This is a genomic window from Bradyrhizobium sp. 521_C7_N1_3, assembly GCF_052075975.1.
GTDB lineage: Bacteria > Pseudomonadota > Alphaproteobacteria > Rhizobiales > Xanthobacteraceae > Bradyrhizobium > Bradyrhizobium japonicum.
In genome coordinates, this window is the sequence record NZ_CP197232.1 from 7983386 (window position 1) to 8006158 (window position 22773).

The following is a 22773-nucleotide window of genomic DNA, read 5'->3' on the forward strand; positions in this document are numbered from 1 at the left end:
AAACATAGAAAGGGAAACGACCATGCGACCTTCAATCCTCGGCAGCAGCCTCCTCACCTCCGCGCTGGCGCTGTGCCTTGCCGCCCCCGCCTACGCGCAGTCGAACGATCCGATCAAGATCGGCGTCATCGCCGAAGTGCAGTCGATCGCCGGTGCCGCCACCCCCGGCGGCGCGCAGATCGCCGCCGACGAGATCAATGCCAAGGGCGGCATTCTCGGCCGCAAGGTCGAGATCGTCACCTATGACAACAAGAGCTCGTCGGCCGACTCGGTGCGCGCGTTCCAGCGTGCGGTGAGCGAGGACAAGGTGTCCGCGGTGATCGCGAGCTATATCAGCGAGGTCGTGCTGGCGCTCGAACCCTGGGCGGCGCGGCTGAAGATGCCGCTGATCACGCCGGGCGCCGCCTCCAACGAGATCACCAAGGCGATCCACAACGACTATGAGAAGAACAAGTACACCTTCCACGGCTACCTGACTTCGGCGGCCCAGGCCCAGCTCGTCTGTGATGCCGCCAAGGATCTCCTGGTCGACAAGCTCAAGTTCAAGACCGTCGCGATCATGAGCGAGGACGCGGCCTGGACCAAGCCGCTCGACGTCGGCTACGAGGCCTGCCTGCCCAAGGCGGGCCTGAAGGTCGTGGAGCATGTGCGCTTCTCGCCCGATACCACCGACTTCACGCCGATCTTCAACAACATCGAGGGCAAGAAGCCCGACGTGATCGTGACCGGCATCTCGCACGTCGGCGTGCAGCCGACGGTGCAGTGGAAGAACCAGCAGGTGCCGATCCCGATGTTCGGCATCAGCGCGCAGGCGCTGAGCCCGACCTTCTGGAAGGACACCAATGGCGCCGCCGACGGCGTGCCGTCGCTCGCGGTGGCGACGCCCGACGTCGCCGTGACCTCCAAGACGAAGCCTTTCGCGGCCGCGTTCAAGGCCAAGTTCGGCGCGCCGCCGGCCTATACCGGCTACACCGCCTATGACGAGGTCTACTTCATCACCGACGCGATCAAGCGCGCAGGCTCGACCGATCCCGACAAGATGGTCGCTGAACTGGAGAAGACCGACTACGAGGGCACGATCGGCCGCATCCAGTTCTACGGCAAGGACGACGAGTTCACCCACGGCATCAAGTCCGGTCCCACCACAGTATCCGGTCTCGTCTTCCAGTGGCAGGACAGCAAGCAGGTCGTGGTCTGGCCCGAGAAGATCGCGGAAGGCAAGCTGAAGTTTCCGAGCTTCGTGAAGCTGTCGCAGTAACCGGCTCATCCCGGCATCAAGCCCACCGCTCATTCGCGAGCGGTGGGCTTTTCTTTGCCTTTCGCAGATGCGTTCGGCTCAACCGTCGCCTCGTATCGACCTTTCGCTATGTTGACTTTCCATCGTCCCACTCCCCATAATTCGTAAAAAAATAACAAGACCAATCAACAGACGGGTTTTGAGGGAGGATAGGATGCCGACTTCACGCAGGCAGTTGCTGAAGAGCTCGGCGGCTGCCGCCGCCGCACTCAGCCTTGATTGGACCCGGGCCCAGGCGCAGGCCGAGAATTTGCGCATCGGCCTGATCTACGACCTCACCGGCCCCTTCGCCGCCGGCGGCTCGGTCGCCTCGTCAATCGGCGCGCAGATCGCGATCGATCTCGTCAACGAGAAAGGCGGTGTCGGCGGCAAGAGCAAGATTGTTCCGGTCGCCGCGGATTCCCAGAGCAAACCCGACGTTGCGATCAACGAGGCCGAACGCCTGATCAGTCAGGAGAAGATCGACATCCTCAACGGCGTCTATGCGAGCTCGCATGCGGTGCCACTCGCGGCCAAGGTTGAGCAGCAGAAGAAGATCCTCTGGATCACGACCGCGGTCTCGACCGCCGTGTTCAAGGACAAGAACCTGCAATACGTGTTTCGTGCGCAGATCCATTCCGACCAGTATGGCCAGGCGTTCGCGAGCTTCCTCGCCGAGCATGCGCAAGGCAAGCTCGGCATGGATCCGAAGGACGTCAAGGTCGCGCTGATCCACGAGGACGGCCCGTATGGCGTCGGCGTCGCGGCGGCCGACGAGGCCTATGCGAAGCAGGCCGGCATCCAGGTGGTGCTGCGCGAAGGCTACTCCGCCTCGGCGCCCGACCTCTCGGTGCTCGTCACGAAAATCAAGCGCGCCAAGGCCGACGTGATCTCGCATGCCGGTTACAACCCCGACATCACCCTGTTCCTGCGCCAGGCGCGCGAGAGCGGATTGCGCTTCAAGATGCTGTTCGGCGCCGGCGCCGGCTACAGCCAGCTCGACAAGCTGCGCGCGACCTTCGGCGCCGACATCGACAATTTCTGCAACATCGATCCGGTGCCGGCGCAATTGCTCGACCCCGCAAAGCTCGCGCCGGGTATCGGCGATCTGACCAACGCCATGGTCACGCGCTACAAGGCCAAGACCGGCGCGACCGAAGTGCCGCCACACTGCTCGATGGGCTTCAACCAGACCTGGTTGCTGCTCAACAACGTGCTGCCGGTCGCCAAGGAGAAATACGGCAGCTTCGATCCCGAGGCCATCCGCAAGGCCGCGCTCGACGTCGACATTCCCGCCGGCGGCACCATCCAGGGCTACGGCGTCAAGTTCTTCCCGCCGGGCACGCCGATGTCAGGCCAGAACGAGCGCTCGACGCCGGTGGTGATGCAGAATGCCGGCGAGCACATCTCGGTGGTGTGGCCGACGAACATCCGCACGCAGGACCCGGTGTTTCCGCTGCCGAAGGGCTCGACCTACGGGGCGTGAGGTGATGCGGACGGTGCCACCCTCCCCTGGAGGGGGAGGGTCGCTACGCATGCAGCGGAGCGGAATGCGTTGCGGGGTGGGGTGATCTCTCCTCACGGACACTGCCCGATTTGAGAGATCACCCCACCCCGCTCGCGCTTCGCGCGATCGACCCTCCCCCTCCAGGGGAGGGTAACGGAGCCGCGCCCTACAACACCACCCGCCGTCCCTCCTCCGCGGCCCAGTAGCCCGCGTAGTTCACCTTGATCGTCTCATACGCCAGCGCCAGGTCCGACAGCGGCTGCCTCCCGCTCGCGGCGCATTCCATGAAATCCTGGATCTCCTGGAGATAGCCGCGCGTCCACTCCTCCTCGAGGCAGACATATTGCCAGCCGGTTTTGCGGTCGACCTTTTCGGTGATGTAGACGCTGGCGAGCTTCTCCTCGCTGGTCTGGTAGCTCATCAGGTGCGTGTTCGGGGTGATGTTGGCGAACAGCGAACCGCCGGAGGTGTAGGTTTCGATCAGATTGCGCACGCCGCCCATGATCATGTCGCCGGAAAACACGGTCGCCTTGGTGCCATCGGAGAAGGTCGCCGTCAACGTGCCCCAATCTTCGACATCGACCGGATTGGCCTTGATGTAAGTGCGCTCCTCGGGCTTCAGGACGGCCGTAACGTTGCCGACATCGCCGGTGACGCTGGCGACGCGGATGGTTTCGCCGCGTGCTTTGGCCTCGACCTGCTTGAGATAAAGCACGGCCGAGAGCGGATGGCAGCCCATGCGGATCAGCGAACCGCCGCCGGTCATCGCCCATTGCGCGGCATGCGCGGCGTGCGAGCCGGAATGGCTCTCCTCGCCCTTCATGAACAGGATCTTGTCTTTCGTCGCCCTGATGATCTCCGCGGTCTTGGTCACCGCGGGGGCGTAGACCCAATCCTCCGCATACATGAAAAGCTTTCCGGTGCGCTCGATCGCGGCGCGGGTCGCGTCCATCTCCTCCAGCACCCGCTCATACATCAGCGCCTTGGGCACATGCTTGCCGATCGGCTGCGCGTCGCCCGCACGGCCGAAATAGCCGGCGAACGGCTTCTCGCAGATGACGTGCTTGCCGGCCTGCATGCTGGCGACGATCATGTCGGCATGGAGATTGGGCGGGGTGCAGATGTCGATGACATCGAGCTCGCGGTCCGCGATCAGTTCGGCGAAGCTGCGATAGACCCGCGCAATCCCGTGGCGGCCGGCGAATTCGACGACATGATCGCCGCGCGCCGCGACCGCCGCGACCTCGACATCCACACCGTAGACGCGGCGGAGCGCATACATGTGCAGCTCCGACACGAAGCCGCAGCCGACAAGTCCCACCCGAATCCTGGCCATAGCACCCCCCATACCCTTGCGTTGGGCGGCACTATAGCGCGCTGGCAGGCCTATTCCACCGCGACCCGCACCACGCCGGCGCTCATCATGCCGAGCGCCTTGGCAGCCGGCACCGAGAGATCGACGATCCGGCCGCGGATGAAGGGGCCGCGGTCATTGACGCGGCACTGGATCGACCGGCCGCCATAGGACACCCTCAGCACGGTGCCGAACGGACGCGTGCGATGAGCGCAGGTCAGCTCGCTGCCCTTACCGGCCTTTCCGTAGCCGTAGTATGAGGCAAGCCCGCTTTCGGCTTGCGCAGCAGAAAATGCAGAAAGCGAAAAAGTGGCTAGACAGCAAAATACCGTCGTCTGCGTTCGCACGGCACCGCTCCCGGTTACCCTGCCCGGCGCTGCAAACGTCGATTTGTTTCGGTAAGTTCCAGGAACACTGCCGGGCGCACCCGGGAGTGCCATCACACATTGTTACTGTTTATGGAATACCAGCGTGCGGACCTCGATGCTTTCGCGCGGCGCCGCATCGGCCGGCGTGGTCGGATCGACGAAGGCCGTATGCGGCCCGAATCGCGTCCGGCCATCGGTAGCGGAATCATAGCATTTGAGCAGCAGCGCCTCGTCCGGCGTCATCTCCGGAAAATAGAACCAACGGTGGTTAGGATTGTATTTCACCGAATAGGTCTCGCCGCGGCGATTGGGATAGATCAGATCGGAGGCGACGAGATCGTCGGGCGCAATCGTCGTGCCGTCGGCCATCGCCAGCGGTGAATCGCGCAACGGTCCGCGGATCGGCCGCCAGAGGTTGATCACCTGCACACGACCTTTCAACAGCGCGTCGGCTTCGTCGGGCAGATGCTCGCGCACGCGGTTGGCGCCGGAGACGGCGGTCTGGTCGACATGGACGCGCGTCGCGGGCTGACGCGGGCCACCGTCGCGAATATCCGCGGCCCCCTCGACACGCCTGCGCACGGTATGATCGAAGATGACGACCCGGTCGGCCTTCAGCGTCGCGCGCAGGAACGCCTCGACGGCGGGATAATAGACGGTGCGGATTTCCTCGTCGTTGTAAAAGTCCTTGACCTGCGTCGGGTGACGCACCAGCGCAAAGCCCTCGCGGTCCAGCGAGAAATTGTCCACGATCAGGCGCGCATCGAAGATCGGGACCTGATGCGGCTCCGGCAACGACGTGCTCTTGGGCTCGCCCGGCGGCGGATCGAAAGCATAGGTGCGCGGCTTGCCGGAAACCGGCGCGAGATAGTTGAGTTCAGCTGTGACGAAGGGAAGCGATTCGATTTTTGTTTCTTGCAGGCCCATGGCCGGTCTCCCGATGTGGTCGTCTGTGTGATTTTTGACGGAGTGCGGCGTGCCGCAAGGGAGGCGGTGCAAATAGCAATGGGGATGTTGTCGGGAGTTCGAAATGCAGAAGGAATGTTTCGAGGAAGGCGATTACGCTGGAAACGTCCTCCTTTCCTCACGAGTCCTTGAAGCGCCCGTGAGAGCGTTCTTCCTTCTCCCCTTGTGGGAGAAGGTGGCGCGAAGCGCCGGATGAGGGGTTGCTTCCGCAGACTCAAATCGAGAGGTGGACTCGCGGAAAGAGACCCCACACCCGTCTCGCCGCTACGCGGCGAGCCACCCTCTCCCACAAGGGGAGAGGGAAAGCGTGCACTAAAGCCCCGCCTTGGCGATCGCATCGGCAAAAGACCGATCCACGATCTCGGCCGCATCGAGCTTCTGCTTGATCAGGCCCCAGCGGAAATAGAGGTCGATCGTGCTCTGCTCGTCCGTGACCACGCCGTCGTCGATCGGCGCAATGCGGATCTTTGCGCGCGACAGCCAGTTCTGCGGCACGGCGGTCGGGATGTTCATCAACTTACCCCAGGTCGCGGCATAGCTGTCGACGTTGTTCAGCGACCAGGCCCGCGCCGCCGTAAGGCGCCGGATGAAGTCCGTCAGCTCCGCGCGCTTGTCGCGGATGGCATCGGGCCGCGCGACCTGGAAGCTCAGCCCCGGCGTCAGGCCCTCCGACGTGATGACGCGGCGCGATTTGAACAGCACCTCCTCCTGGCTCACATACGGCTCCCAGGTCGACCATGCATCGACCGAGCCTTGCGTGTAGGCGATCTTGGCATCGGAGGGCGCCAGGAACGCGATCTGCATGTCGCTCGCACTCCAGCCGTTCTTCTCGAGCGCAGCGAGGATCAATTGATGACCGATCGAGCCGCGCCCCGTCGCGATCTTCTTGCCGCGCAGATCGGCGAAGCTCTTGATCGGCGAATTCTCGGGCACGAGGATCGCGAGTCCCTCACGGGTCTGCCGGATCGCGGCGATCGCCTTCACCGGCGCGCCGGAAGCAGCGGCGAAGGTGAAGGGCGCATCGCCCACGAGCCCGGTCTCGATCGCGCCGGCGCTGAGCGCTTCCAGCAGCGGTGCCGCCGCCGGAAACTCCTTCCATTCGATCTTGTACGGGACATCCCTAAGCACGCCTGCCGCTTCCATCACGGCCTGCGAATTGCCCTTCTGGTCGCCAACGCGCAAGGTGGTCTGCGCCGCAGCGAGCTCCAACGAGCCGAACAGCAGCGCACCGGCCAGCATGAGACGGATCATTCCGCCGCCTCGCCGCGAACGGCCTGGCGCTTGGCGACCAGCTCGCGCGTCAGCGGGATCAGCTCGCGGCCATATTCGATGGCGTCGATCAGCGGATCGAAGCCGCGGATCAGGAAGTGGCTGATACCGAGATCGTAATAGTCGCCGAACACTTCGGCGACTTGCTCGGGCGTGCCGACCAGCGCGGTGGTGTTGCTGTTGGCGCCGGTGAGCTTGGCGATCTCGGTCCAGAGCCGCTTGTCGATGCGGCTGCCCTGGTCGGCGAGCGCGAGCAAGCGCCGCGCGCCGGCCGTGGCGTGGCCGTCGGCGGGCTTGCGGTAGCCGGTCTTGTCCTGGAGCGCGGTGGCACGCGCCAGAATCTCTTCCGCCTTCTCCCAGGCCTGCTTCTCGGTCGGGGCAATGATCGGCCGCACCGAGAGGCTGAAGCGCGGCGTCGGCCGTCCCTGACGAACCGCCGCGTTGTGGACGCGGGAGGTGACGTCGCGCACCTGCGCATAGGATTCGCCCCACAGCGCAAAGGTGTCGGCATGCTTGCCGGCGACCTCGATCGCCGCATCCGAAGCGCCGCCGAAATAGATCCGGATGCCCTCGGGACGATGCGGCTTCACCTGCGAGAACGCGTTCTCGACCTGGTAGTGCCTGCCCTTGTAGGTGAACGGCTTGTCGCTGGTCCATTCCAGCTTGAGGACGTCGAGGAACTCGGAGGTGCGGGCATAACGCTCGTCCTTGTCGTCGAGTGTGTTGCCATCCTGCCGAAGCTCGGTCGCATTGCCGCCGGTGATGACATGCAGCGCGACCCTGCCGCGCGAAAACTGATCGAGCACGGCGAACTGGCGCGCCAGCAGCGTCGGCGCGGTAAAGCCAGGCCGCTGCGCGATCAACACATTGAGGCGGTCGGTGACGCCCAGCACGTGCTGGGCAATCTGGAGCGCATCCGGCGTCGTCGAATGAAACGCCAGCAGCGCGCGGTCGAAGCCGGCATTCTCGTGCGCCTTCGCCACCGTCTCGATGTGGGTGGGATTGAGGACCGGCCCCTCGCGGACGACGGTCTCGGACGAATTGTTGTTGCTGATGAAGCCGATGAACTCGATCGACATGATCGTCTCCCTGTTTTGTTGTCCTGAAAGCTAGAGGCCCAATGCGGTGCGGCCGAGGCCGGTGCGGGTGGCATCGTCCTGCGGCGTGTGCACGCGGCCGCACAGGACATCGCGATAGTGCCGCTCCAACGGATTGGTGCGGGACAGGCCGTGATTGCCGGTCAGAGACAAGGCATCCTCGACCACGGCGACGGCGTTGTTGGTCACCGTCAGCTTGATCACGTTGGATTCGCCGGCGGAGAGAGCGACGCCGTCGTCGAAGTCGCGCGCGAACGTCTCGATCAGCCGCGCATTGACTGCGAGCCTGGCCTCGATGGCACCGAGGATCTCCTGCGCCCGCGGCAAGGTCGCAAGTGGCGCGCCGAGGCTGGCGGGAACGCGCTGCTTCAGGAACTGGACGAACCAATCGCGCGCGGCGCGGGCAATGCCGTCATAGATCGCCGCGACGAACACCGTGTGGACGGTCGCCTGCGCAATGTCGGGCGCACGCCACTCCTGGGGCTTGCGGACATCGACCTCGGCATCGAGCGGGATCACGACGTCGTCGAAGATGACGTCGTGGCTGCCGCTGGCGCGCAGGCCGTGATGATCCCAGGTCTCGACGATGCGGGTGCCCGGCAGTCCCGCCGGTACCAGGAACTGCCCGACGCGCGGTTCGGCTTCGTCTGTTCGCGCCCAGACCAGATACCATTTCAGGATCGGCGATCCCGTCGAATAGATCTTGTGACCGGTCAGGCGCCAGCCGGTCTCGGTGCGGCGCGCGATCGTCGCCGGCAGGCCGCCGCGCGCGGGCGAGCCGAGCTCGGGCTCGACGCGGAGCGCGTTGACGAGCGCGAGGCCCTCGACGCTCTCGCGCGCAAGCCTGCGCGAGAGCTTCGCCGGCCAGGTCGGGCTGCGCCCCATCACCAGATGGTTGATGTAGTGCATCGACAGCACCAAAGCGGTCGAGGAATCGGCCTTGCCGATGATGCCGATGACCCGCGCAGCATATCGTGCGCCCGCGCCGGCCCCGCCATGAACGGCCGGTACCGTCAGCGACAGCAGGCCAGCCTCGGAGAGCTCGCGAAAATTCGCGAACGGAAAGCTGCCGGTGCGATCATGCTCGGCTGCACGCACAGCGAAGCCTTCGGCCAGCGCCTCGGCGCGCGCGATGTAGTCGAGCTCGCTATGGGCCGCCCGGCCCTTGGCCACGGACGTTACCATGTGGCGTCTAACCCGAGGAGACCAAGAATCTGGCGGCGCAGATCCGCCAGATATGGATCGCCGCGATGGCGCGGATAGGGCCGGTCGACACGGATGTCGGCCTTCACCCGCGCCGGGCGGTCGCTGAACACGATGACGCGGTTGGCGAGCACCAGCGCCTCCTCGGCGTCATGCGTCACCAGCAGCGTGGTAAAGCCCTTGCGCTGCCAGAGCGAGACGAGCTCGGCCTGCATGGTGATGCGGGTCAGCGAGTCGAGCTTGCCGAGCGGCTCGTCGAGGATCAGGATCTTTGGATCATTCACGAGCGCGCGGGCGAGCGCGACGCGCTGCGCCATGCCGCCAGAGAGCTGATGGGGATAGGCGTTGCGGAAGGATGCAAGGCCGACGAGATCGAGCGCAGCATCGACGCGGTGACGCTGACTCTTCAAAATGCCCTGGGCCTCGAGGCCCAGGGCGACGTTGTCCCAGACCGACCGCCAGGGAAAAAGGGTCGGATCCTGGAACACGACGACGCGCGACGGATGCGGCCGGGTGATGCGCACCTCGTCCTCACGCAGCGTTCCGGCCCTGGGCTTGTCGAGGCCGGCGACGAGTCTCAGGAGCGTGGACTTGCCGCAGCCGGAGGGGCCGAGCAGCGCCACGAACTCGCCCGGCTCCACGGAGATGCTGACGTCGCTGAGAACAGGCAGCTCAGTTCCGTCGATGTCGAAGGCGTGGCTGACCTGCTCGATGTCGAGCGCGGCGCCGGCGGCCGGCGGGGTCGTGACCTCGGCCAGTGCGGTTGCGGCTACCATTTCACGGTCCCCTTCTGCCAGACCAGCAGGCGATCGCGGATGGCGAACAGCAGCGTGATGGCGCCGGAGCAGAGCAGCGACATCACGATCAGCGCCGCATACATGTTGGCGTAAGCGGCCCAGCCCTGCGCCCATTGCAGATACCAGCCGAGCCCGGCCTTCACGCCGATCATCTCGGCCACGACGAGCACGGCGAAGGACGAGCCGAGGCCCATGAACAGGCCGACGAAAACGTGCGGGAGTGCCGCGGGAATCGCGACCTTCAGCACCAGGAAGGACGGCTTTGCGCCGAGCGTTCGTGCGACGTCGTAATAAGCGTTGCTGACGCTCGCGACGCCGGACCAGGTCAAGACGGTGACCGGGAAGCCGGTCGCGAGCGCGATCAGGAAGGTCGAGGCGCTCCAGCTCGACGGAAACGTGAAGAAGGCGATCGGCAGCCAGGCGGTTGCCGGCAGCGGGCCGATGAAGCGCAGCACCGGATGCACCCAATAGCCGACCGCGCGCGACCAGCCGATCGAGACACCGGTCAGGAAACCGATTGTGGCGCCGATCAGATAGCCGCCAAGCTGCAGCTTGATCGAGGCGAACACACTGTCGAGCAGCTTTGGCAAATCGTCGGTATAGACCTCGATGATCGACTGCGGCGGCGGGAAGAACGGCAGCGGCAGCCACGCAAACTTTGCGGTGGCAACCTCCCATACCGTCAGGAATGCGCCGAGCGCCACGAGCCAGGGCGCGCGCTGCCGCAAGGCCTTACCCGCGGTGCCCAGATAGTCGGCGCCGACGGTGCCGAACAAGGCGATTGCGGCAACGATGAAGGCGGCGATGCCGAGCGAGTGCGTCCGCGACCAGTCGCCGACATCCTCCCACCCCAGGCAGGACAGGCCGAACGCGATCCACGCGACGCTGGCAAGAATGCCGACGCCGGATTCCCGGACCCAGCTTGCAAGGGCCGGCGCGCGCGAGAGGCGCGGCGCGCCGGAGGCGAGGCCGTCAGACAGCGAATACGTCGACATAGATGCGCTCCGCGAATTTGGCCGTATCGGTGCTTTGCTTGAAGACCTGGACGCTCTTCAGATCGTCCGCATAAGCCTTGAGCTCGCGCTTGAGCACTTCACCGACGGGATGATGATGATGGGTGTGGTAGCGCACCATGCCCTCGATATCGGCGAGCGATGCCGTCTTCGGTGCGTAAGGCTGGAACGACTTCGCCGTCACGGCCGGATTCTGCGCGGTGAACATCGCGGCATCGAGCAGCGCCTGCGTGAGGGCGCGCGCGACTTGAGGTTCTTCGCGCACAAGCGAGCCGCGCAGGCCGAGGATGCAGCAGCTCTTGTCGCGATATTCGCCGTCGAGGTTGGAAGCGACTTCCTTGTACTGGCTGTCCTTGAGCCAGAGATAGCCCAGCGGATCAGAGGACAGGAAGGCCTGCACCTCGCCCTTCTCCACGGCGACGTTGAGAAGGTTGCCGGGGTAGGCACGCCAGTCGACATCCTTGTTGGGATCGATACCGAGCTTGGCGAGCTGAACGGAGAAGAAGTTCTTGTCGGGGCCACCGAGATCGCCGACCGCGACGATCTTGCCCTTGAGATCGGCGAGCTTGCTCACGCTGGAGTCGGCGCGGGTCAGGACGCGCATGCAGCCGCCATGGGTGCCGGCGGCGATCTTGACGTCAAAGCCCTGCTCCAGCGGCTTCAGCCAACGCAGCGCCATGCCGAGCCCGGCATCGCTCTTTCCCGTCGCGATCGCCTCGAGTAGCTGGTCGGTCGAACCGGAATAGTTGATGAGCTCGATGTCGAGATTGTGCTTCTGGAAGAAGCCGTGCTCGATGGCGACGGGCACCGGGGCGAGACAGACCGCGCCGGCATTCCACGACAGCTTCAGTTTGCGCGGCGCGCCGGTGAGGACGGGGCCATCCGCAGCCGTCCGGCACAGCGGAAACTCCGAGAGATCGACACCGGGCGCGATCGCCTGCGGCGCGAAGGCCTGTGCTGCACCGAAGGCACCAAGCGGCGCTGCAAATGCCGCCGCAAGCCCCGCCTGCAGCAAATAGCGCCGGTCGAGGCCCGATCCGCTGCGCTTGTTGTCGTTGCCCATCAATCCCCACTCCTGCGCTGGCACAGCTCCGCCATTCACGCAACGTCTCGCGTTGCGCATGTTCCATGTGGAGCCGCGTTGAGAGAATAATTTCGCCGGCGCTTCGGGCGCCGCTTTGATGCGATGCGCAAATCATGCGGCGCAGTCGCCGCATCGTCAATGAAATGGAATTTCGAATGTGGCGCGAAGCGAGGTCATTCTCTCCATCAGCGCATGGGACAGCGATGAAACGATTTTCGTTGCCGCATCATCTTGCAAGGATGCGCCGCGACTCTGCAGCCTGCATCATTCTTGCGCATCACCCACCGCGCACGCGGTGCGTTCTCGAAAGCGGCGCTACGCTGAAACGTCATTGCCTCGCACATCTGCAATACGGATAGCCATTTCATTGACTGCGGATCGCGCCGTCATAGACTTGATCGTCTCGCTGCATCGCTCGCTCACGCGTCGTGAGCAAAGCAACAAGACAGGCCACATGAGCATCAACTCCGACGACCATTCCATCACACGCCGGCTCGCAGCATCGCTGCTCGCCGCAGCCATCACCTTGTCGACGGCTGCCGCCTCGTTCGCGGCCGACACCGTCGTGCTGCGCGTCGGCGACCAGAAGGGCGGCAACCGTTCGCTGCTCGAAATCTCCGGCTATGCGAAGGATCTGCCCTACAGAATCGAATGGTCGGAATTCCCTGCCGCCGCTCCGATCCTGGAAGCGCTGAACGCCGGCGCGCTCGACGTCGGCTACACCGGCGATCTCTCCTTCCTCTCGGTCTATGCGGCCGGCGCGCCGATCAAGGCGATCGGCGGCACCAGGTCGGATGCGAAGACGCAAGCGATCCTCGTGCGCCAGGATTCGCCGATCAAGTCGGCCGCCGACCTCAAGGGAAAACGCCTCGCCGGCACGCGCGGCGGTTGGGGCCAGTTCCTGATCGACGCGACGCTGGAGAAAGCGCAGATCAAGCTGGAGGACGCGACCTTCGCGCCGCTCGGCCCGGTCGACGCCAAGATCGCACTCGTCGCCGGCTCGATCGATGCCTGGGCCGTGTGGGAGCCCTATGTCTCGTTCGCGACGCTGAAGGACAAGGCCCGCGTGATCGCCGACGGCGAAGGCCTGACGCCGACAATCACCTTCATCGTGGCCTCCGACAACGCCATCGCCACCAAGCGCGCGGCGGTGCAGGACCTCGTGCAGCGGCTGAACAAGGCGCGGCTGTGGTCGCTCGATCATGTTGCCGAATACGCAAAGAGCACGGCCGAGCTGACCAAGCTGCCGGAGGACGTGTTGCTGTCGGCCTATACCGCGCAGCGCACCAGCCCGATCGTAATCGACCAGAACGTGGTGAAGGAGGTGCAGGAAGCCTCCGACCGCTCGACGCGCTACGGCATCCTGCCGAAGACGCTCGACGTGAGTAAAGCCGTGGACCGCAGCTTTACGGCCGCGGCCGCGGGGTCAAACTAGCGCGGGGCGCGGCGGGATGCGCAAGTCCAGCCTCAAGGCCGGCCCGCTGCATCTCGCCGCGATCGTGCTCGCACATCTCGCCTGCATGAGCCTGATCGTGTGGCTCTCGCTCTAGCCGCGCAGGGTCCTTACCAATATCCATAGGCCCCATACGGCCGGTAGTAGCCGTAACGAGGGCCGTAGTATGGACGATAGGCCCGATAGCCGTAGTAGCGGGGACGCGCGTAGTAGCCGCCATACCCATAGCTCGGCCCGTAGCCGCCGTAATAGGCCGGCGCATAGCCATAGGACGGCGCGTAGCCATAGCCGTAGCCCGGTCCATAACCATAACCGCCGTAATACGGACCACCGCCATAGTAACCATAGGGCGCGCTGCTCGCGATGGCGCCGCCGATGATTGCTCCGGCGAGGAGGCCTCCTGCGCCCAATCCCCAGCCCCAGCCACCACGGCCGCGCCAATACACCGGGGTGACATCGTCACCAACGGCGGCCTTCATGGTCGCGACGTTGGTCGGCAGCGGAGCCGCTGCCGCCTGCTCGATTTGGCCGGCCATCACCGCGCCCGCCAGCGAACAGGCAATTACCGTTTTCCAGATACTCATCGTCTTGCTCCCTGTCTGACGTTTCGCTTGGAAAAGGATCGCAAGGCCATGATCGGGCATCCTTGCCCCAAGTCAAAGCCTCCGAAAGTCACAGCCTGCATTGCGTGCACCGCACAAGAATACCCGCGCAAGCCTCGATTGTGGTCCGGCCAACGCCGGCGCCCGCGCAAAAATGACACCGGTGCAACGGAGCCGGAGGCCAGAGCAAAGCATTAAGCTTCCCGTGCGTTCGCAACCAACAAGCACCTTCCCGATTTACTATTCGTACCGTTACTATCGGTTCCAATGTGCGCGGCCGGGAGGCTTCTCGCAAAGCGCCAGAGTTGTGGGAGGATGACATGAGTGCCGCGAGACCCGAGCCGCTTGCCCGTCAGGCGCTGGCGTTCGTCCTGGCCGGCGGACGCGGCAGCCGGCTCCTGGAACTGACCGACCGGCGCGCCAAGCCCGCGGTCTATTTCGGCGGCAAGTCCCGCATCATCGATTTCGCGCTGTCCAATGCGGTGAACTCCGGCATCCGCCGGATCGCGGTCGCGACCCAGTACAAGGCGCACAGCCTGATCCGGCACCTTCAGATGGGCTGGAACTTCTTCCGCCCCGAACGCAACGAGAGCTTTGACATCCTCCCGGCCAGTCAGCGCGTCTCGGAGAACATGTGGTATGTCGGCACGGCGGATGCGATCTATCAGAACATCGACATCATCGAGTCGCACAACGCACGCTTCATCGTCGTGCTCGCCGGCGACCACATCTACAAGATGGACTACGAGGTGATGCTGCGCCAGCATGTCGACAGCGGCGCCGACGTCACGGTCGGCTGCCTCGAAATGCCGCGCCAGGAATCTTCCGGCTTCGGCATCATGCATATCGACGAGAACGGCTGGATCCAGCAGTTCCTGGAGAAGCCCAAGGATCCGCCGCCGATGCCGGGCAAGCCGGACGTCTCGCTCGCCAGCATGGGCATCTACGTGTTCGATACGAAATTCCTGTTCGACCAGCTCAAGCGCGACGCCGAGGATACGAACTCCAGTCACGATTTCGGCAAGGACATCATCCCCTATATCGTCAAGAACGGCCGTGCGATCGCGCACCAGTTCTCGACCTCCTGCGTTCGCTCCGGCAGCGACCCCCGCTCCTACTGGCGCGATGCCGGCACGGTCGATGCCTATTGGGCCGCGAACATCGACCTCACCGACGTCGTGCCGGAGCTCGACCTGTTCGACCGCGCCTGGCCGATCTGGTCCTATGCGGAGATCACGCCGCCCGCCAAGTTCGTCCATGACGAGGAGAGCCGGCGCGGCCAGGCCGTGAGCTCGCTGGTCTCGGGCGGCTGCATCATCTCCGGCGCCTCGCTGCGCCGCTCGCTGCTGTTCACCGGCGTGCGCGTCAACTCCTACGCCACTGTCGAGAACGCCGTGATCATGCCCTACGTGAACGTCGGCCGCGGCGCTCGTTTGAAGAACGTCGTGATCGACCGCGGCGTCGAAATCCCCGAGGGGCTCGTCGTCGGCGAGGATCCCGAACTCGACGCCAAGCGCTTCCGCACCACCGAGCAGGGCATTTCGCTCATCACCCAGACAATGCTCGACAGGCTCAATACATGACGCCTGTTCGCGTCCTCGCGGTCGCCTCTGAAGTCTACCCGATCGTCAAGACCGGCGGCCTCGCGGATGTCGCCGGCGCGCTGCCGCTTGCGCTGAAGGCGCACGGCGTCGAGATGCGCACGCTGATGCCGGGCTATCCCGACGTGATGCGAATGCTGGGGGGAGCCGGCGAAATCCGGCGCTGGCCGGATTATTTCGGCGGCCCCGGACGCCTGCTCGCGGGCTCGCATGACGGGCTCGATCTGTTCGTGCTCGACGTGCCGCATCTCTATGCGCGGCCGGGCAATCCCTACGTCACTGCCGACGGTGTCGACTGGCCCGACAATGGCCTGCGCTTCGCCGCGCTGTCACGCATCGCCGCCGACATCGGCCACGGCCTCGTCCCCGCGTTCGTGCCCGATGTGGTGCACGCCCATGACTGGCAGGCGGGCCTCGCGCCCGCTTATCTGCACTATGACAACCGTCCGCGGCCCGGCACCGTGATGACCATCCACAACATGGCCTATCAGGGCAAGTTCGCTCCCGAGCTGATCGGTTCGATCGGCCTGCCCTGGGACTCCTTCAACGTTCACGGCCTCGAATATTTCGGCGGCATCAGCTTCCTCAAGGCGGGGCTTCAACTCGCCGATCGCATCACCACGGTATCACCGACCTATGCGCAGGAGATCCAGAGCGACGAAGGCGGCATGGGGCTCGGCGGCCTGCTGCGCGAACGCGCCGATGTGCTGAGCGGCATCCTCAACGGCATCGACACCGACGTATGGAATCCGCAAACCGATCCGCACATCGCCTACCGCTTCGGCGCGGACGACCTCACGTTCCGCGCCGCGAACAAGGCGGTGCTTCAGCAGCAGTTCAATCTCGATTCCTCGGACGAGGCGCCGTTGCTCGGTGTCATCAGCCGCCTGTCCTGGCAGAAGGGGCTCGATCTCCTGCTCGAGGCCATCCCGACCATTTTGGGCGACGGCATGCAGCTCGCGCTGCTCGGCAGCGGCGATCGCAATCTCCAGGATCGCTATCAGGCCGTCGCCCGCGCGAACCCCGGACGGATCGGCGTCGTGATCGGCTATGACGAGATTCTGGCGCACCTGATCCAGGCCGGATCGGACGCGCTCATCGTGCCGTCGCGGTTCGAGCCGTGCGGCCTGACCCAGCTCTACGCGCTGCGCTATGGCGCCGTCCCGATCGTGTCGCGCGTCGGCGGCCTCGAAGACACCATCGTCGATATCGGTGAGGCCAACACATCGGACCGCGCCGCGACCGGCTTCAAGTTCGCGCCCGTCACCGTAGAGGCCCTCACCGGCACGCTGCGCAAGGCCAACACGGCCTTCCACAACAAGGCGACCTGGCGCCGGCTGCAATTGAGCGGCCTTGCGACCGACGTCTCCTGGCGCAACCGCGCCGGCGACTATGCCGTGCTCTATCGCGATCTCGTGGCGGCGCGCCGGACGTAGCGTTTTTGAGCGAAGTGGATACCGGTTCGCGCAAAGAAAACGCGTCAAAACAAGAATCCAGAGCCCGTTCCGATTTCATCGGAACGGAAAAGGCCCTAGCCATGATCACCACCGAATCCATGCTATAGAGCCGGCATGGAACCTTTCGCGATCAAGCTGATCGGCTTTGCTGCCGCCACCTGCACCACCGTCGCCTACGCGCCGCAGTTCATCAAGGTCTGGAAGACCCGCTCGGCGCGCGACATCTCGCTCGGCATGTTCCTGGTCATGGTGCTGGGCCTGGCGCTCTGGCTCATCTACGGCCTGCTCTCTGGCGACGCCCCGCTGGTCGCCGCCAACGCCATCACCATGGTGCTCGCCGGCGGCATCCTGTTCATGAAGCTGAAGTACGGGTGAGCTTGACGTTGCGTAGGGCGGATTAGCGCGTGTACCCATAAAATCCGGGATGTCCATTTTTGAGGGACCCGGAGCCGACATAGACAATCGACCATCGCGTGGTCAGCGCGGTACTTGAAAGGTAGTCCTTGATCCAGATCAAGTCGGACTGTTTGTAGCCCGTTGTTTAATTGCCAATATGCCAGGCCGCAGGAGCGGCCTCCGTCGCGGCGCCGGAAAGAATCTTCGTCGCTCCGGCACCGCCGCAATTTGGAGGGACGGCGACAGAACCCAACGCATTCTCAACACCGATTTCGCGTTCCCGAGGGACCGCCCATGAGTAGATCAGAAGCTGACGTTCAAGATCTGCGAATGATAGAAAGATGCTTCGAACTCGCCCGGCAAGGGGTGAAGCAAGGAGAGCTGCCATTCGGCGCCGTAATCACGTATCGAGGACAGGTCATCGCAGAAGCGACCAACCACGTTTCATCGGAATGCGACGTGACCCGACACGCAGAACTCGTGGCTCTTTCGGAGGCGCAGAAGACTCTAAGACAAAAGCGTTTGCCGGATTGCACCTTGTATTCAATCGTCGAACCTTGCCCAATGTGTTCTTTCCCGGCACGGGAGGCGCGGATTGGTCGCGTGGTGTTCGCCATTTCATCTCCGATCATGGGCGGATTTTCGAGATGGGACGTTCTGTCGGACAACAGTTTGTCGAGCAAACTGCCTGAGGTCTTCGGACCTGCGCCGGAAATCGTCTCGGGCTTGCTATCCCAAAGGGCCGAGCAGGTTTGGCGCGACTGGAACCCGCTCGCCTGGCGATTTATGAGACGACGAGGCTGCTTCGGACGAGCGGCCGAGCAGACTTCGTGCCACGCGGGCGCGCCTCGGCCAACGTTTTCCTGGAACGCGCTGGCGGATATTTTGGCCGCGCCGGCTCTTTCGGTGAGTAACGTCTTCCTGCGCCGGCGTGCAGATTCAAACACCATCTCGGACCTGGACAAGCCTGGGGTCTGAGATCGGGAGCGCGCTGCTGCAGGATCAGGCGCGTGTGGCTATCGTTTCAAGCGCACGCGTAGGAATGGGGACTCGGTCTCGTGAACACAGGTGCGGGAAACCAAAGTGAGCTCCGAGCCGTCGCTTGGCGCTGCGCAAAGCCATCACCGCCATGACGGAGTCAACGGCGAGCCGGCTAAGACCAGGGAGTTGCCCCGGGTCTTGAACAAGCGAACGTCCAATCTTGCGCAGTTCAGGCTTACCTGCGGGCCCGATATCTATGAGCGCTGCCCTCGGAAGTTTTCGATGAGCGGGGTTTAGAACAACACGACAGACGGCAAAGGGAATTCTGAGTTCGGAAGCAATTCGAGCGACGATCTGCGACTCCATATCGGCGGCAACCGCCCCGGTGATGCCATGGAAACCCCGTCTCTCTTCAAGACTTGTCATCGGGGAAGCGACACCTGCTATCGCAGAGTAGCTGGCACCCGGGATCATCCGAAGGAGCTCCTCGGCCCAGGGGAGGTCAGCTGGATAAGCTTCATCTTTCGCGGCAAATACCGACGAGGCGATGACAATGTCACCTGGTCGGAGCTTCGGATCTAGCCCGCCGCACACCCCGAAACTTATAATGCCGCGCGCGCCATGTCTGATGGCGTCACGCAAGTAAAGGGCGGTCCGGTCACCTTCAGCAATCATCGCTGGCGCGCCGGCTATTCTGGCTTCGATCGCAAGTCCAACGACGGCGATGACCGCCTTCACGTCACAGCGGGGGGCGCCAGTCTGAGCGTCGTTGACCGTGACATGCAGCGTCATCAGAGGCGTCGATAATCCTGAAACCGAAGTATTTCCAGACTCGGACAATCAAGAGTAAGCCGGCACTCGCACTGTCCGTCTAGACAAAATCGACAGGCCTCCCGATTGGAAGCCAGTTGTTGGAGAACTGTGCCTCGGACACCACAGCAGCCGCCTGATCGCGGCGGAGACTCGCACCTTCAATGGCGCAACGAACCCAAAGCGGACTCCTTGCAAGTACTGTGAATCGAATTTTGCCGCTGTTTTGCCCGACGTGTCAAACCCGTCGAAATACCGCTCATGTATCCTGCCCGGCAAAAGCACGCTGCTAAGCCATTCTATTTGCTGGGCCGTTCTACTGTGCATGGGGTTGTTTTCGACATTTTTAGTCGGAACCCCGTAAGGTGGATTAGCCCGCGGCTGCGCGAAGCGCGGTCAGCCAGCGTAATCCACCACCTTCATTGCGGCTCGATGGCGGATTACGCTGCGCTAATCCACCCTACGATTCATCCAAACACATACGACGCCATCGCGACGCTCGCGACCACGTCGACGAAGACGCGCTTGCCGACGTCGCTGCCGGCGGCACCTGCCGCGACCATCAGCGGCAGCAGATGGTCCTCGCGGGGATGCGCGAGACGCGCGCTCGGCGCATTCTCCCAGTCGACCAGCATCGCGTTGCGGCGCGCCGCATCCGGGTTGCTGATCGCCTCGTTCAGATAGGCCTCGAAATCATACGAGACCGGCTTCGACTCCGGCCGGTTGAAGCCGCGCATGTTGTGATAGGTGAGCCCGCTGCCGACGATCAGGATGCCTTCGTCGCGGAGCGATGCGATCGCCTGCCCGACCTTGATGTGCTCGGCCGCATCGTAACTCGACTTCAGCGACAGCAGCACGATCGGCATGTCCGCGTTCGGATACATCAGGCCGAGCGGCACGAAGGTGCCGTGATCGAAACCCTGATTGGGATCCTCCCGGCAATCGAGGCCCGCGTGCTCGAGCAGCGCCCTCACCTCCGCGGCGAGCTCGGGCTTGCCCGGCGCGGGATATTTGAGGTGATAGGTATGCTCGGGGAAACCGTAATAGTCGTATACCATCGGCGGATGCGCCGAGGTCGACACGGTGAAGGCGTCGGCTTCCCAATGGCCGGTGATGACGAGCACGGCCTTGGGCCTCTCGGGAAGAAGCTGCGGCAGCCGGCCGAACTCCGCGGCCGTCTTGGCATATTGCACCCGCCGGTCCTCCATGAAGGGCCAGGGGCCGCCGCCATGCGACAGGAAGAGGGTTGGAAATCGCGTCATGGATGCCGGCTCGTCTCGTTGACAACATGCGCGTGCGAGCTGCCCGCGCGAACGGCGGCGAGCATAGGCAAACCGGTATGGTTAGCAAGTCGTTAACGATTTGCCGCCCACAATCCGGCCGTGGTCGAAGGAGTCGGCCTGAAGACAAGCGAGACGTGAGATGAAGAAGTTTGCGCTGGGGGACGTCGTCAACAGTGACAAGGGCCGCCGCGGCGTCGTTCGCGCCGCCTACAGGTCCAAGGACGGCCAGCAGTTCTACGCCGTCGAGAAGGACGGCGCGATGGACCACCTGGAAGAACACCGGCTGAGCCCGGCGCCGCGCGTCGAGCTCGCGGCCTAAGCCCAACTCATTTTCTGCTCTCGCTTGCAAGCCGGTCCAGGCGATCCGACCACGGGTCGTCGCCGCTTGCGATGCGATCGTTCGCGATCAGCAGCAGGCGATCGCGGTCTGCGGCCGCGTTCCAATGCGGCAGGTCCGGGCCGTTGGGATCACCAGTCTTCGCAAAGTTGATCCAGTAACCGCGCATGCGGGTCGCGACCTCGCGATCCCCCCATGTGAGCGGTCCCGCGCCGGGCACGCCTTCCGCGCCGAAGATGAATTGCAGCTCGCGCCCGTGCCCTTCGTCGGGATTTGTGCGCCGGGCCTCGGTCACGTAAGCGAAGCGATAGCGAAACGTTGGCGCACCGGTTGCCGCATGGAGGCGGGCAAGCAGCCTGACGGGCTCGGAGAAGACCTTGTCGGTGTAGAATCTGGCTGCGCGCTCCGATGACCTGGCGATGTCAGGGTAGAGCTGGCGCAGCTCATCGCTGCTCTCGCCGGAGGACGCCAGCGTCTCCTTGATCTCGCGCTCGCCATCGAAACGCGTCTCGTCGTCATTCGAGCCGATCATAAGTGGAATGCGGCTTTCATGTCCTGCCGCAAATCCAGTGGCCACGTCTTCGCGCACCAGGATTCCATCCATCGCCGGCGCGAAGCTGCGTTCGGATTTGGCGAGCAGTTTTTGTTCGGCCGCAAGCAACCGCGCCGGCGCGGCGACGCGGAAATCCGCTTCCTGCCCCAGCGCCGCCACGAATTGCCGGCCCATGGCCTCCGCCTCCTGAACCGGGCGCAGGCGCGCGCGGCCGGGCAGCGATTGCAGAATGGCTTTCTGGAAGAGGTCGCGCGATTGCGCACACAGCATCAGCAGCGCGATCGACGTCGCGCCTGCGCCGCCGCCGAACAGGGTGACGTTGTTCGGATCGCCGCCGAAGGCTGCGATGTTGTCGTGTACCCAATGCAGCGCCGCGATCTGGTCCATCAGGCCGTAATTGCCTGAGCCACCCTCCGACAGCGCGGGATGAGCGAGCCAGCCGAGCGCGCCGAGACGATAATTCACGGTGACCACGATGAGGCCCGCTTGCGCGAGCTTTGCACCGTCGAACAGCGGATCGTTCGCGGTGCCGCCGACGAAGCCGCCGTCATGGATGAAGACCATCACCGGCAGCGGGCCGTCGACGCCGAAGGGACGGAATACGTTGAGCGTGAGGCAGTCCTCGCTCGTATCAGGCAACGAGGGCTGAAGACACGGCGCGCCGTACTCATAGGCGGTGCGCATCTCGGGATTCTCGGCTGTTGCCTGCGGTGGGCGCCAGCGCAGTGCGCCGACCGGAGCCGCCGCGTAGGCCAGCCCCTTGAACGACGCCACCTCGCCCTCGACCGCGCCGAGCATCTGTCCCTCACGCGTCAGCGCGAACGGATACTGCCCGACCGCCTGAGCGACGGCAGTACCGTCCCAGCAAAGGAATGAAGACGCCACAACGAGCGCAAACTGGAGTCGCATCCTGGGGGATCCCGATGCGCGAAAGGTTCCCCGACAGGTTACGTCTGCGGCCCGCGATGAGGCAAGCTCGGCGGCGCCAGCTAACCGCCCTTGGCGACGATCTCCGCCAGCGCGCGGCGTGCGACGATGCCGAGCTCGCCAAGCGTGGAATGGCCCGATTGCGCCGCCTCGATCAGGCGCTCGGCGATGAACCTGCGGCTGTCGTGATCGCCGCCGTGCGGCAATTGGCGGCACGTCTGCTCCAGGACGACGTCCATGTTGGCTTTCGTCCGCTCGCTCAACTCTGTCATGACGTCCGGTCGGTACGCGTGGCTTGTAACCGCAAGCATACACAGAAGGATGTGGTCTGATTAGCCCGGACAATCCCGGCGGTTGTGCATCGCGGTGCGTGTATCGCCGCAACTTTCGCGCGGCCACGATGGCGCCGCAAACGACTACCGAAGATTGTACCTGTCCT

22 protein-coding genes are annotated in these 22773 nt (G+C 64.2%); 8 read left to right on the forward strand and 14 right to left on the reverse strand.

The window, feature by feature from the left end; translation table 11 throughout:
- The first annotated feature begins 22 nt into the window (after nt 1-22).
- Together AB7008_RS37555 and AB7008_RS37560 are read left to right on the forward strand one after the other, a co-directional pair.
- Nucleotides 23-1258: an ABC transporter substrate-binding protein gene (locus AB7008_RS37555; RefSeq protein ID WP_248879333.1), complete on the forward strand. Its 1236-nt coding sequence runs from the start codon at nt 23-25 to the stop codon at nt 1256-1258.
- A gap of 193 nt (nt 1259-1451) precedes the next feature.
- Entirely contained in the window at nt 1452-2762 is a 1311-nt protein-coding gene (locus AB7008_RS37560; RefSeq protein ID WP_041953349.1) for an ABC transporter substrate-binding protein, read from the forward strand.
- 187 nt (nt 2763-2949) lie between these two features.
- Here the strand turns inward: AB7008_RS37560 and AB7008_RS37565 are convergent, their stop codons facing one another.
- The 9 genes from AB7008_RS37565 to AB7008_RS37605 form a co-directional block, all read right to left on the reverse strand.
- A complete protein-coding gene (locus AB7008_RS37565; protein WP_041953347.1) occupies nt 2950-4119 on the reverse strand; it encodes a Gfo/Idh/MocA family protein in 1170 nt (389 codons plus the stop codon).
- A 50-nt stretch (nt 4120-4169) separates the two neighbouring features.
- Nucleotides 4170-4484 (reverse strand): septal ring lytic transglycosylase RlpA family protein, encoded by a 315-nt coding sequence (locus AB7008_RS37570; protein ID WP_041953346.1) that lies wholly within the window; start codon nt 4482-4484, stop codon nt 4170-4172.
- Between the two features lie 102 nt (nt 4485-4586).
- On the reverse strand, nt 4587-5432 hold the full coding sequence (locus AB7008_RS37575) for a CmcJ/NvfI family oxidoreductase (RefSeq protein WP_304490997.1): 846 nt from the start codon (nt 5430-5432) through the stop codon (nt 4587-4589).
- Nucleotides 5433-5783: 351 nt separating this feature from the next.
- Entirely contained in the window at nt 5784-6722 is a 939-nt protein-coding gene (locus AB7008_RS37580) for an ABC transporter substrate-binding protein (RefSeq protein ID WP_304490998.1), read from the reverse strand.
- Nucleotides 6719-7819 carry an LLM class flavin-dependent oxidoreductase gene (locus tag AB7008_RS37585; RefSeq protein ID WP_304490999.1) on the reverse strand — a complete coding sequence of 367 codons (1101 nt, stop codon included), beginning with the start codon at nt 7817-7819 and terminating at the stop codon, nt 6719-6721. Before AB7008_RS37585 ends, AB7008_RS37580 begins: the two co-directional genes overlap by 4 nt.
- 30 nt (nt 7820-7849) lie before the next feature.
- Nucleotides 7850-9022 carry an acyl-CoA dehydrogenase family protein gene (locus tag AB7008_RS37590; RefSeq protein WP_441260423.1) on the reverse strand — a complete coding sequence of 391 codons (1173 nt, stop codon included), beginning with the start codon at nt 9020-9022 and terminating at the stop codon, nt 7850-7852.
- The gene (locus tag AB7008_RS37595; protein WP_248879339.1) at nt 9016-9816 is read right to left on the reverse strand and encodes an ABC transporter ATP-binding protein; all 801 of its coding nucleotides are present in this window, start codon (nt 9814-9816) and stop codon (nt 9016-9018) included. The genes AB7008_RS37590 and AB7008_RS37595 overlap by 7 nt, the downstream gene beginning before the upstream one ends.
- The gene (locus tag AB7008_RS37600; protein ID WP_441260424.1) at nt 9810-10832 is read right to left on the reverse strand and encodes an ABC transporter permease; all 1023 of its coding nucleotides are present in this window, start codon (nt 10830-10832) and stop codon (nt 9810-9812) included. The genes AB7008_RS37595 and AB7008_RS37600 overlap by 7 nt, the downstream gene beginning before the upstream one ends.
- Entirely contained in the window at nt 10810-11913 is a 1104-nt protein-coding gene (locus AB7008_RS37605) for an ABC transporter substrate-binding protein (protein ID WP_041953334.1), read from the reverse strand. The genes AB7008_RS37600 and AB7008_RS37605 overlap by 23 nt, the downstream gene beginning before the upstream one ends.
- A 475-nt stretch (nt 11914-12388) precedes the next feature.
- On the opposite strand from AB7008_RS37605, the gene AB7008_RS37610 reads away from it, so the two are divergent.
- Nucleotides 12389-13369: an ABC transporter substrate-binding protein gene (locus tag AB7008_RS37610; RefSeq protein WP_014493117.1), complete on the forward strand. Its 981-nt coding sequence runs from the start codon at nt 12389-12391 to the stop codon at nt 13367-13369.
- Between the two features lie 128 nt (nt 13370-13497).
- Here AB7008_RS37610 and AB7008_RS37615 read toward each other — a convergent pair whose 3' ends face one another.
- Entirely contained in the window at nt 13498-13971 is a 474-nt protein-coding gene (locus tag AB7008_RS37615) for a hypothetical protein (protein WP_304491003.1), read from the reverse strand.
- Nucleotides 13972-14309: 338 nt separating this feature from the next.
- Between AB7008_RS37615 and glgC the strand changes: the two genes are divergently transcribed.
- The 4 genes from glgC to AB7008_RS37635 all read left to right on the forward strand — a co-directional run bounded on the left by glgC (nt 14310) and on the right by AB7008_RS37635 (nt 18421).
- Nucleotides 14310-15572, forward strand: coding sequence for a glucose-1-phosphate adenylyltransferase (gene glgC, locus AB7008_RS37620; RefSeq protein ID WP_038956934.1), 1263 nt, complete (start codon nt 14310-14312; stop codon nt 15570-15572).
- Complete coding sequence (gene glgA / locus AB7008_RS37625; RefSeq protein WP_304491004.1) at nt 15569-17026, forward strand: glycogen synthase GlgA; 1458 nt, start codon at nt 15569-15571, stop codon at nt 17024-17026. Before glgC ends, glgA begins: the two co-directional genes overlap by 4 nt.
- A gap of 135 nt (nt 17027-17161) precedes the next feature.
- Nucleotides 17162-17422: a SemiSWEET transporter gene (locus AB7008_RS37630; RefSeq protein ID WP_028156488.1), complete on the forward strand. Its 261-nt coding sequence runs from the start codon at nt 17162-17164 to the stop codon at nt 17420-17422.
- Between the two features lie 315 nt (nt 17423-17737).
- Entirely contained in the window at nt 17738-18421 is a 684-nt protein-coding gene (locus tag AB7008_RS37635; protein WP_304491005.1) for a nucleoside deaminase, read from the forward strand.
- Nucleotides 18422-18445: 24 nt separating this feature from the next.
- Here AB7008_RS37635 and AB7008_RS37640 read toward each other — a convergent pair whose 3' ends face one another.
- Together AB7008_RS37640 and AB7008_RS37645 are read right to left on the reverse strand one after the other, a co-directional pair.
- Complete coding sequence (locus tag AB7008_RS37640; RefSeq protein WP_441260425.1) at nt 18446-19216, reverse strand: phosphorylase family protein; 771 nt, start codon at nt 19214-19216, stop codon at nt 18446-18448.
- Nucleotides 19217-19701: 485 nt separating this feature from the next.
- A complete protein-coding gene (locus AB7008_RS37645; protein WP_304491006.1) occupies nt 19702-20496 on the reverse strand; it encodes a DODA-type extradiol aromatic ring-opening family dioxygenase in 795 nt (264 codons plus the stop codon).
- A 160-nt stretch (nt 20497-20656) separates the two neighbouring features.
- Between AB7008_RS37645 and AB7008_RS37650 the strand changes: the two genes are divergently transcribed.
- Nucleotides 20657-20836: a hypothetical protein gene (locus AB7008_RS37650; RefSeq protein WP_014493109.1), complete on the forward strand. Its 180-nt coding sequence runs from the start codon at nt 20657-20659 to the stop codon at nt 20834-20836.
- Between the two features lie 7 nt (nt 20837-20843).
- On the opposite strand, the gene AB7008_RS37655 is transcribed toward AB7008_RS37650, so the two are convergent.
- Nucleotides 20844-22316, reverse strand: coding sequence for a carboxylesterase/lipase family protein (locus AB7008_RS37655; protein WP_304491007.1), 1473 nt, complete (start codon nt 22314-22316; stop codon nt 20844-20846).
- A gap of 80 nt (nt 22317-22396) precedes the next feature.
- Entirely contained in the window at nt 22397-22645 is a 249-nt protein-coding gene (locus AB7008_RS37660) for a hypothetical protein (RefSeq protein ID WP_014493107.1), read from the reverse strand.
- Nucleotides 22646-22773: the final 128 nt, after the last annotated feature.

Coding starts and splice junctions, on each gene's coding strand:
- AB7008_RS37590 (WP_441260423.1), bottom strand. CDS start 9,022: ATGGTAACGTCCGTGGCCAAGGGCCGGGCGGCCCATAGCGAGCTCGAC.
- AB7008_RS37565 (WP_041953347.1), bottom strand. CDS start 4,119: ATGGCCAGGATTCGGGTGGGACTTGTCGGCTGCGGCTTCGTGTCGGAG.
- AB7008_RS37640 (WP_441260425.1), bottom strand. CDS start 19,216: ATGACGCTGCATGTCACGGTCAACGACGCTCAGACTGGCGCCCCCCGC.
- AB7008_RS37615 (WP_304491003.1), bottom strand. CDS start 13,971: ATGAGTATCTGGAAAACGGTAATTGCCTGTTCGCTGGCGGGCGCGGTG.
- AB7008_RS37655 (WP_304491007.1), bottom strand. CDS start 22,316: ATGCGACTCCAGTTTGCGCTCGTTGTGGCGTCTTCATTCCTTTGCTGG.
- AB7008_RS37560 (WP_041953349.1), top strand. CDS start 1,452: ATGCCGACTTCACGCAGGCAGTTGCTGAAGAGCTCGGCGGCTGCCGCC.
- AB7008_RS37610 (WP_014493117.1), top strand. CDS start 12,389: ATGAGCATCAACTCCGACGACCATTCCATCACACGCCGGCTCGCAGCA.
- AB7008_RS37555 (WP_248879333.1), top strand. CDS start 23: ATGCGACCTTCAATCCTCGGCAGCAGCCTCCTCACCTCCGCGCTGGCG.
- AB7008_RS37575 (WP_304490997.1), bottom strand. CDS start 5,432: ATGGGCCTGCAAGAAACAAAAATCGAATCGCTTCCCTTCGTCACAGCT.
- AB7008_RS37645 (WP_304491006.1), bottom strand. CDS start 20,496: ATGACGCGATTTCCAACCCTCTTCCTGTCGCATGGCGGCGGCCCCTGG.
- AB7008_RS37585 (WP_304490999.1), bottom strand. CDS start 7,819: ATGTCGATCGAGTTCATCGGCTTCATCAGCAACAACAATTCGTCCGAG.
- AB7008_RS37635 (WP_304491005.1), top strand. CDS start 17,738: ATGAGTAGATCAGAAGCTGACGTTCAAGATCTGCGAATGATAGAAAGA.
- AB7008_RS37660 (WP_014493107.1), bottom strand. CDS start 22,645: ATGCTTGCGGTTACAAGCCACGCGTACCGACCGGACGTCATGACAGAG.
- AB7008_RS37595 (WP_248879339.1), bottom strand. CDS start 9,816: ATGGTAGCCGCAACCGCACTGGCCGAGGTCACGACCCCGCCGGCCGCC.
- AB7008_RS37650 (WP_014493109.1), top strand. CDS start 20,657: ATGAAGAAGTTTGCGCTGGGGGACGTCGTCAACAGTGACAAGGGCCGC.
- AB7008_RS37580 (WP_304490998.1), bottom strand. CDS start 6,722: ATGATCCGTCTCATGCTGGCCGGTGCGCTGCTGTTCGGCTCGTTGGAG.
- AB7008_RS37600 (WP_441260424.1), bottom strand. CDS start 10,832: ATGTCGACGTATTCGCTGTCTGACGGCCTCGCCTCCGGCGCGCCGCGC.
- glgC (WP_038956934.1), top strand. CDS start 14,310: ATGAGTGCCGCGAGACCCGAGCCGCTTGCCCGTCAGGCGCTGGCGTTC.
- AB7008_RS37630 (WP_028156488.1), top strand. CDS start 17,162: ATGGAACCTTTCGCGATCAAGCTGATCGGCTTTGCTGCCGCCACCTGC.
- AB7008_RS37605 (WP_041953334.1), bottom strand. CDS start 11,913: ATGGGCAACGACAACAAGCGCAGCGGATCGGGCCTCGACCGGCGCTAT.
- glgA (WP_304491004.1), top strand. CDS start 15,569: ATGACGCCTGTTCGCGTCCTCGCGGTCGCCTCTGAAGTCTACCCGATC.